12 protein-coding genes are annotated in these 12939 nt (G+C 71.5%); 2 read left to right on the top strand and 10 right to left on the bottom strand.

Going from position 1 to position 12939, the window contains the following annotated elements; translation table 11 throughout:
* Positions 1-106 precede the first annotated feature (106 nt).
* Positions 107-1132, top strand: a complete 1026-nt coding sequence (locus QSK37_RS28110) for a methyltransferase (protein ID WP_285626863.1) — start codon at positions 107-109, stop codon at positions 1130-1132.
* Positions 1133-1146: 14 nt separating this feature from the next.
* Here the strand turns inward: QSK37_RS28110 and QSK37_RS28105 are convergent, their stop codons facing one another.
* The 8 genes from QSK37_RS28105 to QSK37_RS28070 form a co-directional block, all read right to left on the bottom strand.
* On the bottom strand, positions 1147-1764 hold the full coding sequence (locus tag QSK37_RS28105) for a hypothetical protein (RefSeq protein WP_285626861.1): 618 nt from the start codon (positions 1762-1764) through the stop codon (positions 1147-1149).
* A gap of 181 nt (positions 1765-1945) precedes the next feature.
* Positions 1946-2707, bottom strand: coding sequence for an alpha/beta hydrolase (locus QSK37_RS28100; RefSeq protein WP_285626858.1), 762 nt, complete (start codon positions 2705-2707; stop codon positions 1946-1948).
* A gap of 59 nt (positions 2708-2766) precedes the next feature.
* Positions 2767-3195: a CBS domain-containing protein gene (locus tag QSK37_RS28095; protein WP_285626856.1), complete on the bottom strand. Its 429-nt coding sequence runs from the start codon at positions 3193-3195 to the stop codon at positions 2767-2769.
* Between the two features lie 86 nt (positions 3196-3281).
* Positions 3282-3926 (bottom strand): class F sortase, encoded by a 645-nt coding sequence (locus QSK37_RS28090; RefSeq protein ID WP_285626853.1) that lies wholly within the window; start codon positions 3924-3926, stop codon positions 3282-3284.
* Positions 3913-4428, bottom strand: a complete 516-nt coding sequence (locus QSK37_RS28085) for a hypothetical protein (RefSeq protein WP_285626851.1) — start codon at positions 4426-4428, stop codon at positions 3913-3915. Before QSK37_RS28085 ends, QSK37_RS28090 begins: the two co-directional genes overlap by 14 nt.
* A gap of 673 nt (positions 4429-5101) precedes the next feature.
* Positions 5102-6352 (bottom strand): FUSC family protein, encoded by a 1251-nt coding sequence (locus QSK37_RS28080; protein ID WP_285626846.1) that lies wholly within the window; start codon positions 6350-6352, stop codon positions 5102-5104.
* A gap of 625 nt (positions 6353-6977) precedes the next feature.
* Positions 6978-8177, bottom strand: a complete 1200-nt coding sequence (locus QSK37_RS28075) for an acetyl-CoA C-acetyltransferase (protein WP_285626843.1) — start codon at positions 8175-8177, stop codon at positions 6978-6980.
* A 48-nt stretch (positions 8178-8225) separates the two neighbouring features.
* Positions 8226-8984, bottom strand: coding sequence for a hypothetical protein (locus QSK37_RS28070; protein ID WP_285579925.1), 759 nt, complete (start codon positions 8982-8984; stop codon positions 8226-8228).
* 197 nt (positions 8985-9181) lie between these two features.
* On the opposite strand from QSK37_RS28070, the gene QSK37_RS28065 reads away from it, so the two are divergent.
* The gene (locus tag QSK37_RS28065; RefSeq protein ID WP_285579924.1) at positions 9182-10693 is read left to right on the top strand and encodes an ATP-dependent DNA ligase; all 1512 of its coding nucleotides are present in this window, start codon (positions 9182-9184) and stop codon (positions 10691-10693) included.
* Positions 10694-10700: 7 nt separating this feature from the next.
* On the opposite strand, the gene QSK37_RS28060 is transcribed toward QSK37_RS28065, so the two are convergent.
* Both QSK37_RS28060 and QSK37_RS28055 read right to left on the bottom strand, forming a co-directional pair.
* The gene (locus tag QSK37_RS28060; protein ID WP_285626841.1) at positions 10701-11495 is read right to left on the bottom strand and encodes a hypothetical protein; all 795 of its coding nucleotides are present in this window, start codon (positions 11493-11495) and stop codon (positions 10701-10703) included.
* Between the two features lie 100 nt (positions 11496-11595).
* Positions 11596-12894, bottom strand: coding sequence for a M50 family metallopeptidase (locus tag QSK37_RS28055; protein ID WP_285626839.1), 1299 nt, complete (start codon positions 12892-12894; stop codon positions 11596-11598).
* Between the last annotated feature and the right edge of the window lie 45 nt (positions 12895-12939).

Genomic DNA, 12939 nt, shown 5'->3' with positions numbered 1-12939 from the left:
GTTGTTCTATATTATGGGCGACACTGGAACGGACGGGGAAGCCGGGGCCCGCGGCAGGTCCCATTCGTCCAATCCGGGGGGCGGCGCGGCGGTTACGTTGCGAGCCATGACGTCGAACGAGAGCATTCCGTCGGCCTGGCAGCTGCTGGCTCCGGTCATGGACCTGGTGACCCCGATGGCGGTCCGCGTGGCCGCCACGCTGAGGCTTCCCGACCTGCTGGCCGACGGCCCGCGAAACGCCGACGAGCTGGCGGAACGGAGCGGCACGGACGCCGACGCTCTGCGCCGGCTACTGCGCCACCTCATCGCTCAGGGCGTGTTCGCCGAGCCGTCACCCGGCCGGTTCGCGCTCAACGAGACGGCCGGCCTGCTGCGGTCCGACCACCCGTCGCGGATGCGGATGTGGCTGGACCTGGACGGGTTCGGCGGCCGGATGGACCTGGCGTTCACCGGCCTGATGCACACCGTCCGCACCGGCCGGCCCGCCTGGGAGACCGTCTTCGGCACCCCGTTCTGGGACCATCTCGCGGCCGATCCGGCGCTCGCGGCCTCGTTCGACGCGACGATGGCGGGCTCGCTGCGGACCACGGCGATCACCGGCTACGACTGGTCCGGAGTGCGGCACGTCGTCGACGTCGGCGGCGGCACCGGGGCGCTGCTGGCCGAGGTGCTGCGCGCCGCGCCCGGCGTCCGCGGCACGCTGGTGGACCTGCCCGGCACCGTGGCCCGAGGACGCCACCTCATCGCCGAACGCGGGCTGGACGGGCGGTGCGAGTTCGCCGGCCAGAGCTTCTTCGACCCGCTGCCGGCCGGCGCCGACGTGTACCTGCTCAGCGGCGTCCTGCACGACTGGGCCGACGAGCCGGCCACCGCGATCCTGCGCCGGTGCGCCGAGGCCGCCGGGGAGACCGGTCGCGTCGTCATCGTCGAGTGGTACGGCACCTCCGGCGACGGTCCCGCCGTGTCGGCCGAGATGGACCTGCGCATGCTGGTGCTGTGCGGCGGGCGGGAGCGCGGCCCCGGCGACTACCGCACGCTGGCCGCGTCCGCCGGACTGGAGGTCGCCGACGTCCGGACGGTCTCGTCGGGCCATGTCCTCATCGACTGCCGGTTCGCGGGAGGCGGGTCCTGACGACGCCCCGGGGCTCAGCGGCGGCGGATCAGCACGGCGGTCAGGATCGCGCGCAGGTCCGGAGGGATCTCCGCGCACAGCAGGACGGCCATGTCGTTGCCCGGCCGCGAGGAGGACGTTCCCAGCCGTACGCCGCCCGCGTTGACGAGTTCGGCGCCGTTCTCCACGGCGCGGACGCTGCCGACGAGGAGGGTGCCCTGCCGGACGAGGATCCGGTCGTCGCCGTACGGCCGGAACACGTAGCGGATCTCGGTCTCACCGCGCAGGATCTGCACCTGGGTCCGCGAGATCCGGGCGCGCCAGAGGGTGGCGCCGGTGGCGTTCTTCAACCGCACGCCGTCGCGGTAGTTCCGGACCACGGCCAGGAGCCGGCCGTTGCGCGTGTACCGCCCGGCCTTCCCGGCGATCGTGACCTTCCGCCCGCCGAGCCGACTGGTGATCGTCGCGACGCCGTTGCGCCAGACGACGGCCATCATCGAACTGGTGGGCCGCCCGGACACCCGCAGGAACGCGGGCATCGCCACGGCGCTCGACTCCGAGGGGGCGACCGGCGCCGAAGCGGGCAGCTGACCGCCGTTGCCGCATCCGGCGACCACGACCAGCGCCACCGTCACCTGCAACAGCCTCTTCACCGCGCCTCCCGACCCACGAACGGGCACACGGCGCCCGGCGGATCGCCCCTCGGCGCGCCCCGCACACGCACCCGGCGACCCGCGTCACCGTTACCCGTATGGTGCGTAACGGTAGCGGATTAGAGCATTCCCGGCGGTGCACTCCGTGACGCTCGGAAATACTTTTTGTAATCGCCGCCGGTTAGGAACGGCTTCGGTGGTTTTCCCGGGAACGGGCGGCGGCCCAATCGCCGATGCGCCCGATGAGCGCGGGGGTCACGGCACCCTCGGCATGCCCGTACCCGGGCTCGATCCACAGCTCACGCGGATCGCCCGCGGCATCGTACAACTGCTCTGCGTGTTCAACTGGAAGAAAAGGGTCACTGTCACCGTGAACCACCAGGAACGGCACCGGAGAAATGCGCCCCGCGACGGCGTACGGCGGCTCGGGCTCCCGCAGCCATCCCCGCGCGGTGACGCGCGTCCGCCGGGCCAGGCGTACGGCGAGCCGGCCGGAGCGGCGTTCGATCGCCCAGTGCGCGCGGCGCATCGGCTTGGTGTCACGGAAGTACCAGCGGGCGGGCGCGCTGACCGACACGACGGCGTCCACGCCGCCGAGCAGGGCCGCGTGCCGGATGACGATCATGCCGCCCAGCGAGAAGCCGACCAGGGCCACGCGTTCGTACCCGAGATGCCGCGCGTGGCGTACGGCGGCGTCCACGTCGAGGATCTCGCGGTCGCCGGCGGTCGACAGACCGCCGGACCTGCCGTGCCCGCGAAGGTCGATGGAGATCACGCCGGCCACGCGGTTGAGTGCGGCGGCGATGCGACGGGGCGCCGGCAGCCGCCGGTTGCCGGTGAAGCCGTGCGCGAGCACCACGCACAGGCCGTCCGCGCCGGGCAGGTGTCCGGCGTCGATGCGCACGCCGTCCATGGAGTACAAGGTCAGGGGCTGATCGATCATGCCCTCCATGGTGCCGCCGGCCACGCGGCGGCGCGCCCGCGGGCCCTGGGCACGGCCGTTCAACGGCTGATGTAGTCGACCAGCTGCTCGCGCTCGCTCTCCAGCTCCGCGATCGCGGACTTGACCACGTCGCCGATGCTGACGATGCCGGCGAGCCGCCCGTCGCGCACGACCGGCAGGTGGCGGATGCGGTGCTCGGTCATCGTGGCCCGCAGGTCCTCGACGTTGTCGCCGGGCGCGCAGGTCCGTACGGTCGCCGTCATGATCGACGAGACCGGCTCGTCGAGCAGCCCGGCTCCGCGCTCGCCCAGCCGGCGGACGATGTCACGCTCGGAGACGATGCCCTCGATGGTGCTCCCGTCCGTGGAGACGACGACAGCGCCGATGTTGTGCTCCGCGAGCATCGCGAGCAGGCGGCGGACGTTCGCCTCCGGCTCGATGGTCGCGACTTCTCCGCCCTTCCTCCGGAGAACTTCTGAGATGCGCATGTGGCCTCCCGACTCGCTGTGACCGGCTTCACTTACGTTAACCATCCCCGGTCCGGGAGCGAAAGGCCGCGCGTCAGAAAGAGCCGTCAGCGGGGCCGCTGGCCGATGAGGTGGCCGTACACGATGGTGTTCCCGTCGTAGCTGTGCCCCGTGAAGTCCCCGCCGCAGGTGATGAGCCGGATCCCGGCGAAGCCGAGCTCGCCGTACACCCGCTGCGTCGGGAAGTGCTTCTTGGAGACGTTCTCCACGGAGTCCACCGAGAACGCCGCGACCTTGCCGTCCTTGCGCGTGACGTCGACGGTGTCGCCGGGCCGCAGCCGGCCGAGCGCGAAGAAGACGGCCGGTCCCTTCTTGGTGTCGACGTGTCCCACGATCACGGCCGGACCGCGCTCCCCCGGAGTCGGCCCCTTGTCGTACCAGCTCGCGAGCTGCGCCTTGGACAGGGGCGGCACGGCGATGGTGCCGTCGTGTTCCAGCCCGAGGGACAGCAGCTTGGAGTGGACGCCGATCCGCGGGATGTCGACGTGGACCGGGGTGGAGGCCGCCAGCACGGGTCCCGACGGCGGGTTCGCGGCCTTTGGCCGGGCCGCCCCCGGAGCAGGCCGCGGCGGCCCGGAGTTCTGACAGGCGTCGAACCCCAGGACCGCCGAGCCCGCCGCGATCAGGGCGGCGGCCGTCCCGGTGAGGAGACGGCCGCCACGCGGTCGTGCCGATGAGTCAGGAACGGGCACTGGCCTGGAGACGCCGGCGGGCCAGCGGGAGGAGCCCCGCACCGCCGAGCAGCAGGGACATCCCCGCGACACCCAGCGGGACGTTCGCCCCCTGCGTGCCACCGAAGCCCGTACGCACCGCGCCCGTGGGAACGTAGTGACGCGGAGCCGGCGGAGCCGGCGCCGGACGCGTCACCTTCACGCGAGCGGCTCCCCCGGCACAGCAGGCGCTCGAGTGCTCGGAGGCGAAGTCGCCGCCGCCGGGGCCCTCGTCGTCATCGTCGTCGTCCCCGGACTCCTCCCCACAGCCGTGAGCCATGCCGCCGATGCGGCCGCCGACGCCACACAGGCCGCGCGGGCCGTTGGCGTGGTGCGAGCGGTGAACGCCGCCGATCTCGGCGTCGCCGCCACCGTCGTCGTCGCCCTCATCGTCGTCATCGTCACCCTTGGGAAGCGCCACCTGGTGCATCCCGTTGTGGAGCACACCCTGGTGGTGCGCCCCGAAACCCGTCTGGTTGTGCACTGCCCCGAGCATGTCGGCCGTTGACGCCAGAGCAAGCGCAGGTGAGGCCAAGCCGATGGTCAGTGCGGCCGCTGAAGCGGTTGTCAGGGTCAGAGTCTTGACCCTCATGGGTCCCCCCTAGATGTCAGCGGCAGCCCGGACTCCTCCCGGCTGCCGGCATCGCCACCAGCCCCCTCATTCCCGCAATGCGGGCAGTACGACCAAGATCACTATCCTCTTGAGCTAATGATTACGGTGCAGATCATGCGGCTTAGGAGAACGGCCGATTTCGTCCGTCGTGAGCAGTGGATTGGCGCTTCTTGTCCGGCTTTGTAGCTCGCTAAGGCGGCTCGTAGCGCAAAGTGTGGTTGTGGCACGGTAGACGATGAGACGAGGGCGTCGGAGCCGCTTTCGGCGGTTCACCTATCCGACACGACGCGACATTCCGCTGCGTACGGACGCCAGGCGCGCGGCGCCCACGCCGGACACCGAGCCGGGCCGGCCGCGGACGTCGCGCCGCATAGCAAACAGATATCGCTCTTCACCGTGAAAACGCTCGCTCACGGCGTACGGTCGATCGCCTTCTTATCGGCTGATCGCCGCATAAAGCCGCTCGGCCCGGTTCGAAAGCACATCTCCGCCCGGAAATCCACCGGAGACAAACCGCGAACCGGGCATGCCGGCAGAGGTCCGCTCAAATTACATGTGCCTGGGAACGGCGAGAGCCGCGCCGGGCCGCCCGGCGAGAGTCCCTGGGCCGGGACCCGTCCGGCGTCACCCGCACCGGCAGGCGCCGCGCCGCCCGGCGACGCGACCGGCTCTGCCGCGCGTGCGTCCGGTGCTCCACGCGAAGCTGGTCCGACAACCGGTCCAGGTGGGCCAGCAGCTCGCCGCGCAGCGACCACTCGCCGGAGTCGCCTGCCGGCATCCTCAGCAGTTCCTCGGCCAGCAGGTCGCGGTGGTGCTCGGCCCGGCCCAGGCTCCTGCGGAGCTCCCCGTCCGCCGGACCCGTGTCCCCGGCCACCTCGGCCCTGATCACGCGCCCGTACACGCGCATGGCCGCGGCGAGGTCCGCCAGCATGCCCGCGAGATGCTCCTGGGCGGCACGGCCGAACGCCGGATCGTCGCGCTCATGCGTGCTGTCGGCGATGACGCGCGCGAGGACGCGGATGTTGATCCAGAGGTGCTCCAGGGAGTCCAGGCCCGTACGGAGCACGAGAGACGCGTGGGGGAACCCGGTCGCGCGCGGGTTGAGCCGGATGCTGTCCTCGGCATCGCCGAGGGCGCGGTCGACCCGGCCCAGCTCCTTGCCGAGCGTGCGCGCCCGGTTCAGCCAGCCGACGGCCTCCTCGTGGGAGGGCGTCTGGCGCAGCCCGTCGGCCATCTCCTGGAGCAGCCGGCCCATCTCCAGGCCGACGTCCTCCACCGCCTCTTCGGCGGGCTGGACGCGTACCGGCGACAGGATCAGACCGGCGGCCAGCCCCACGGCGGCGCCGACCAGGGTCTCCACGACCCGGTCGGTGGCGTTGACGCCGGTCGGCAGGGACAGGATCAGCATCGCACTGATCGGCACCTCGAGGATGTGCTCGCCGAGGCGCAACACGTGGCCGAGTACGAGCGCCGCCCCGATGGCCAGGCCAAGGGTCCACCAGGTGAACCCGAGGACCATGGCGAGGAGGACGGCGATCAGGACGCCGCCGACCACGCTGCCGATCCGCTGGACCGCGCTGCGCAGCGTCCGGTACAGACTGACCTGGAGGACCAGCAGCGCGGTCAGCGGCGCGAGGGTCGGCTTGGTGGTCGTGCCGGGCAACAGCAGGGCGATCAGGTACGCCACCGTGGCGGTGCCCGTGAGCCGGGCGACCAGCGCGGCCGTCGGCTGGGCCCTGCGGCGAATGAGGTTCAGGGGCTCGGAGACTCGGAAGGAGACAGGCTGAAGCGTCATAAGGCATCAGGAGAGAGTCGAGGGACGCAGACCGGGCCCGGTCGGGCCACTCCAGAGTCCAATCACCTGACGCGGCGCGACTATTCCCCGGATCTCCCCGAGATCGGGACGGATTGTCGCGTTCTGCGAAATCGCTGGTAGAGGCGGGTATGGAGCCGGTCGCCGTGCGCTGACACGGGGTGAGCCGCGCTCTCGTGCTCAGGGGAACCGCGCCCTCACGCTCAGGGGAACCGCGCCCTCACGCTCAGGGGAACCGCGCCCTCACGCTCAGGGGGAACCCCGCCCTCACGCTCAGGGGGAACCGCGCCCTCACGCCGGCACCGGCGCGGCGGCGCGCCGTGAGAGCCGGGGTCGCCGCGCGAGTTATCCCCAGCCGCCCGCTGGTCTTTCGCCGGGGGTTCCAGCGCTTGACAATGGAAGTGGGCTGAGCCCCCCGAGGCGGGCGGGGACTGTCTCCGGGCGGGGACCACCGCCGCACAGCAGCCACCGCCGCACAGGAACCACCGCCGCACAGGAACCACCGCCGCACAGGAACCACCGCCGCACAGGAACCACCGCCGCACAGGAACCACCGCCGCACAGGAACCACCGCCGCACAGGAACCACCGCGGCTACGGGCGAGCTCTCAGGCGACGCGTTCGAAGACCGCCGCCAGGCCCTGGCCGCCGCCGATGCACATCGTCTCCAGGCCGTACCTCGCCTCGCGGCGGCGGAGTTCGTACAGCATGGTCGTCAGGATGCGGGCGCCGGTCGCGCCGACCGGGTGGCCGAGGGAGATGCCCGAGCCGTTGACGTTGAACCGGTCCAGGTCGGGCAGTTTCCACTCGCGCAGGACGCCGAGGACCTGGGCGGCGAAAGCCTCGTTCAGCTCGATCAGATCCATGTCGTCCAGGCTCAGTCCCGCCCGGCGCAGGGCCTCGGCGGTCGCCGGCACCGGGCCCAGGCCCATCAGGTGGGGCGGCACGCCGGCCACCGCCCAGGACACGAGCCGTGCCTGGGGAGCGAGGCCGAGCGCCTCCGCCTTCTCGCGGGTCGTGACGAGGCAGACGGCCGCGCCGTCGTTCTGGCCGCTGGAGTTGCCCGCCGTGACGGTCGCGCCGTCGATCCTCATCACCGGCTTCAGCGCGGCGAGGCGCTCCAGGGAGGTGTCCGCGCGCGGGTGCTCGTCGCGGTCGACCATCTGGGTGCCCTTGCGGTCGGTCACCTCGACCGGCACGATCTCGTCGGCGAACCGGCCCTCCTCCTGGGCCGCGACGGCCAGCCGGTGTGATCGCAGCGCCAGTTCGTCCTGCTCCTCGCGGCCGATGCCGTACTGTGCGCGGACGTTCTCCGCCGTCTCGAGCATGCCGCCGGGTACGGGATGGTCGCGGCCGCCGGCGGTGACGCGGGCGCGCGCCAGCCGGTCGGCGAACTTGATCTCCGCGCCGGGGCGGCCCCAGCGCAGGTCGTCGGCGTAGTACTCCACGCCGCTCATGCTCTCGGCGCCGCCCGCGATGATCGCGTCGCTGGCCCCGGTGGCCACCTGCATGACGGCGTTGATCACCGCTTGGAGACCGGAGCCGCACCGGCGGTCGATCTGGTACCCGCCGACCTCCACCGGCAGCCCGGCGTCGAGTGCGGCGACCCGGCCGATCGCGGGGCTCTCGCCGTTCGGGTAGCCCTGCCCGAGGATGACGTCGCTCACCTCGGCGGGTTCGATCCCCGTACGGGCGACCAGGGCGCGGATCGCCGTGGCGGCCAGTTCGGCGACGCCCACGTCGCGCAACGCGCCGCCGTAGCGGCCGACCGGCGTACGGACAGGGGAACAGACGACAACATCGCGCATGATTCGCACCCTATGGGACGGATGGCGACGCGCCCCAGAATCTTCTGTCTAGTGGAAGGCGGGCAGGCCGGCGCGGGCCGCGGCGATGGCGTTCGCGAGGCACCGCTGTTCGCTGGCGGCGCGGTCCTTCGCCGCCGGCTGTTCTTCGGTGTACTGCATGCGCAGGACGACGTTGCGGTAGCGGACCGTCGCCTCCCCCACCGCGACGTGCACGTCCCGGTCGATCCAGTAGCGCTCGAACGCCGCGTCGCCGAGCCCGCCGATGCGGCGCAGCGAGCGGGTGTCGGGGGTCAGGTCCTTGACGGCCTGCTTCCACTGCGCCTCGTACGACCAGATCGTCATGCTGGTCGCCTGTTCGTGCATGTACTTGGGCAGGAAGGCGCGGGCGTCCACCTGGACGGCCCGGTAGCGCTGCCCCTGCGACAGGGAGTACTTGCAGACGCTGGCGGTCTCGGCGCCCATCTTGTCGACGGTGGGACGGTCGGTGGGCACCCACCGGCGTACGGTCGCGGGCTGGAGGACGTCGCAGGCGTTCGGGATCGTCGCGAACACCGGCGCCTGGGAGGGCGGCGCCGGCCGCGCCGTCGTCGAGACGCCGGACCGCGGCGGCCGGTCGACCATCGTCGACCCGGCCTTCGGACGCGCGCCGTCGCGGGCGAAGGCGAAGACGCCCACGGCGGCCAGCGCCACCGCGGCGACCACCGCGAGGATCGCGCCGACGACCCCCGACCGGCGCGCCTTCGCCTTGGGCGCGTCCGGCGGGGAGTACACCCGGTGGAAGGGCTCCGGTAGGCGCGGCAGACCCAATCCCTCTCCCCAATCCCCGGCCGCCGGGCCGGGACGATCGCTCGTTGAGAAGGTAACCGGGGAACCGGCCGGTATACCAGGGCCGGTTTCGGTCGATGGTGGTGGTGCCGCCGGTCTGTGACGGGAGGCCATGCCGCTCCTCGCTCGGGGGGTGGGGGGTCGTCTCGATTGTCGGCCCCCAGAGTCACAATGCGAATGTGCTGCTGACGGACATCGCCGAAACCTCACGCGCGGTCGCCGCGACGTCGGCGCGGCTCGCCAAGCGCGAGCTGCTCGCCGACCGCCTCCGCCTCGCGACGCCGGACGAGGTGGCCATCGCGGTCGCCTATCTGTCCGGTGAGCTGCCCCAACGCCAGATCGGCGTCGGCTGGGCCGTTCTTCGCGAGCGGCCCGCTCCGGCCACGGAGGCCACCCTCACACTGGCCGACGTGGATGCCGCGTTCACCGCTGTCGGCCAAGTCTCGGGTAAGGGTTCCGTGGCCACCCGGAAAGCCCTGCTGGCCGACTTGTTCGCCCGCGCGACGGCCGAGGAACACGGTTTCCTGCTCCGGCTGCTCTCGGGAGAGCTGCGCCAGGGCGCGCTCGACGGGGTCATGGCCGACGCGATCGCCGCCGCGGCGAAGGTGCCCGCCGCCGAGGTACGGCGCGCGGCGATGTTCCGCGGCTCGCTGTTCGCGGTGGCCGAGGCGGCGCTCACGGCGGGCCGCGAGGGCCTGCGCGGCTTCGGGCTGGAGGTCGGCCGCCCGGTCAAGCCGATGCTCGCCGCCAGCGCCCCGTCGGTCGAGGCCGCGATGGACAAGGTCAGTCCGGCGGCGGTCGAGTGGAAGCTCGACGGCATCCGCGTGCAGGCCCACGTACGCGACGGCGAGGTGCGTCTGTTCACCCGCACGCTCGACGACATCACCGCCCGCCTGCCGGAGGCGGTGGAGGCGATCGGCGCGCTGCCCGTACGCTCCGCGGTCTTCGACGGCGAGCTGATCGCCCTGCGCGACGACGGGCGGCCGCACCCGTTCCAGGTGACGTCGGCGCGGGTGGCCCGTCGCGGCGCCGGGCAGGACGTGCCGCTGTCGGTGTTCCTGTTCGACGTGCTGCACGCCGACGGCACCGATCTCATCGACCGGCCGGGCGCCGAGCGCAATGAGACGCTCGCGGCGCTCGTGCCGGAGCCGCTGCGCATGCCGCGTCTGGTGACCGATTCGGTGGAGGAGGCGACCGCGTTCTTCGGCGACGCCCTCGCCCACGGCCACGAGGGCGTGCTGGTCAAGTCGCTGGACACTCCGTACACCGCGGGCCGCCGGGGAGCCGGGTGGATCAAGGTGAAGCCCCGGCACACGCTCGACCTGGTCGTGCTGGCGGTCGAGTGGGGTCACGGACGGCGGCAGGGCATGCTGTCCAACCTGCACCTGGGCGCCCGCGACCCCGAGTCGGGCGGTTTCGTCATGCTGGGCAAGACGTTCAAGGGCCTGACCGACGAGATGCTCCGCTGGCAGACCGAACGCCTCCTGGGCCTGGAGGAGCGGCGCGACCAGTGGACGGTGTACGTCCGGCCTGAGCTGGTCGTGGAGATCGCCTTCGACGGCGTCCAGCGCAGCCCCCGCTACCCGGGCGGCCTGGCGCTGCGCTTCGCCCGCGTCCTCCGCCACCGCCCCGACAAGACCGCCGAGGAGGCGGACACGATCGACAGCGTGCGCGCCACCGCCGCCTTCTGACCGCGCCTCAGCGGCGGTGGCGCCGGCGGTGGTCCTGGACGATCAGGTCGTGCCGGCCCGCGATGAACTCCTGCACCCAGATCTTCGCCCGGATCAGGGGCCGTCTGAGGCGTTCCTCCCGGCGCAGGGCCCGGTGGAGCTTCCTCGTGTCCGTCCCGTACCGCCAGCGGGCCCACGGAGAGCCGGGCCGGGCCAGGCGGAACGCGCTCACCACCAGCACCACCGGCAAGAACAGCCCCAGCAGGCCGGTCCAGATCTTGCCCTTGAACAGCGTCACGATGGCCAGGGCCAGGTTGACGAGCACGTTCGACAGGACCAGCAGGAACACCCCGACCGGCACCGTACGGTCCGGGCCCAGGTCCCGTACGTCGCTGAAGCCGATCGGGCGGACGCCGACGAGGATCAGGCCCGTCACGGCCACGGCGATGAACACCGCGTCGACCGACGCGCGGCCCTCTTCCATCCAGTACACGTCACGCAGGTGCAGGATCAGGGCGAACTCGTCCAGCACGAGCGCCGCGCCGACGCCGAAGACGCTGGCCGCCGCCGCGAACCAGATCGTGTACGCGTCCGGGATGGACAGGGCGGCCACCCCGCCGACCAGCATGAGCACCACGCCGAAGACCACATGGTGGATGTGCAGGTCGCCGACCTGCACGTTCTTGAACCACCAGCGGACCTTGGCCCGGATGAGCCGCACGTTGATGCGTACCGCCACGAACGTGACGATGAACGCCACAAAGAAGCAGAACAGCGGCAACCTGCCGGTATCCACGATTCGCTGCGTGAAGAACTCCCCCACGATTCGCCCCCGAGTTCGTACGCCCTCATCATGACCCATTCCGGCCGTCGGCGACGATTGCCCCTAAGGGAAATACCAGGTCAGCGAAGCGTAATGCCGGTCAGCCGTTGAGACGTACCGGGTTCACCAGGTCCGCGTAGATCAGCAGCGCGCCCATCGTAATGATCACCGCCGCCATGGCGTACGTCAGCGGGAGCGCCTTGGCGACGTCCACGTGACCCGGGTCGGGCCGGCGGGTCAGCCGCGCCACGCCACGCTTGACGCCCTCCCAGAGCGCCCCGAGGATGTGGCCGCCGTCCAGCGGGAGCAACGGCACCAGGTTGAACATCCCGATGGCGAAGTTGACCGTGCCCAGCATCATCAGGAAGAACGCCAGCTTGTCCAGGCCGGGCTCGTGCGACGCGGCGATCTCGCCGCCGATGCGGCTCGCGCCGACCACGCCGATCGGGCCGTTGGGGTCGCGCTTCTTGTCGCTGAACGCGGCGTTCCAGACGCCGACCATCTTCTTGGGCATGTTGACCAGCGAGCCGAACGTGCGCGTCGTCAGGTCCGACATCGTGCTGACCACCATGCCGGGGCCCTGGCGCTCGCGCGCGTTCGTCGGCGTGATGCCGAGGAAGCCGACCTTCTCCGTCTTGTCGGGGTCGGTCAGCGACTGCATCTGGTTGGTGGTGACCGGCACATTCAGGTCGAGCGTCTGGCCGCCGCGCCGCACGACGACCGCCACCGTACGGCCGCCGGAGGCACGGATCAGCCCCTGGAGCTTGTCGTAGGAGGAGATCTTGTGGCCGTCGTAGGACAGGATCCGGTCGCCCGGCCGGAGCCCGGCCTGCACCGCCGGGGTCGCCGGGTCGCTCGCCGAGCAGTCACGGCCGGCCTGCGCCGCCGGGATCGTGCACTTGGCCACTTCACCGATGACCGGCTGGTACGTCGACACGCCGATGCCCATCACCACGATGCTGATGAACACGAACGCGAGCACGATGTTCATGAACGGCCCGGCGAACATGATGATGACCTTCTGCCACCACTTCTTGCTGTAGAAGACGCGGTCCTCGTCGCCGGGGCCGACCTCTTCGAGCGAGGCGCCGCGCGCGGACTCGATCAGCGTCTGGAACCGCCCGGTCGAGGAGGCGCGCAGCATGCCCTCCGGGTCGTCCTTGCGCGGAGGCAGCATGCCGATCATGCGGATGTAGCCGCCCAGCGGGATCCACTTGACGCCGTACTCGGTCTCGCCCGTGTGCCGAGACCACATCGTCGGGCCGAACCCGACCATGTACTGCGGCACGCGCACGCCGAAAAGCTTCGCGAATGACAGGTGGCCCAGCTCATGCAGGGCGATCGAGGCGAGCAGTCCGAAGAAGAAGACGACGATGCCCACCACGAACAGCCAGCTCATTCAATGCTCCACATCAGTCGTGCCGGAGGCGCCCCGAACGGCGGC

The sequence above is a fragment of the Actinoallomurus iriomotensis genome (assembly GCF_030269445.1).
Taxonomy (GTDB): Bacteria; Actinomycetota; Actinomycetes; order Streptosporangiales; family Streptosporangiaceae; genus Actinoallomurus; species Actinoallomurus iriomotensis.
The sequence above is the reverse complement of the archived record's forward strand: the minus strand, read 5'-3'. Positions and strand labels throughout refer to the sequence as shown.

Bases quoted from the DNA above. Each gene is read 5' to 3' on its own strand.
- QSK37_RS28075 (WP_285626843.1), bottom strand. From the start codon at position 8,177: ATGCGCGATGTTGTCGTCTGTTCCCCTGTCCGTACGCCGGTCGGCCGC.
- QSK37_RS28110 (WP_285626863.1), top strand. From the start codon at position 107: ATGACGTCGAACGAGAGCATTCCGTCGGCCTGGCAGCTGCTGGCTCCG.
- QSK37_RS28055 (WP_285626839.1), bottom strand. From the start codon at position 12,894: ATGAGCTGGCTGTTCGTGGTGGGCATCGTCGTCTTCTTCTTCGGACTG.
- QSK37_RS28095 (WP_285626856.1), bottom strand. From the start codon at position 3,195: ATGCGCATCTCAGAAGTTCTCCGGAGGAAGGGCGGAGAAGTCGCGACC.
- QSK37_RS28100 (WP_285626858.1), bottom strand. From the start codon at position 2,707: ATGATCGATCAGCCCCTGACCTTGTACTCCATGGACGGCGTGCGCATC.
- QSK37_RS28080 (WP_285626846.1), bottom strand. From the start codon at position 6,352: ATGACGCTTCAGCCTGTCTCCTTCCGAGTCTCCGAGCCCCTGAACCTC.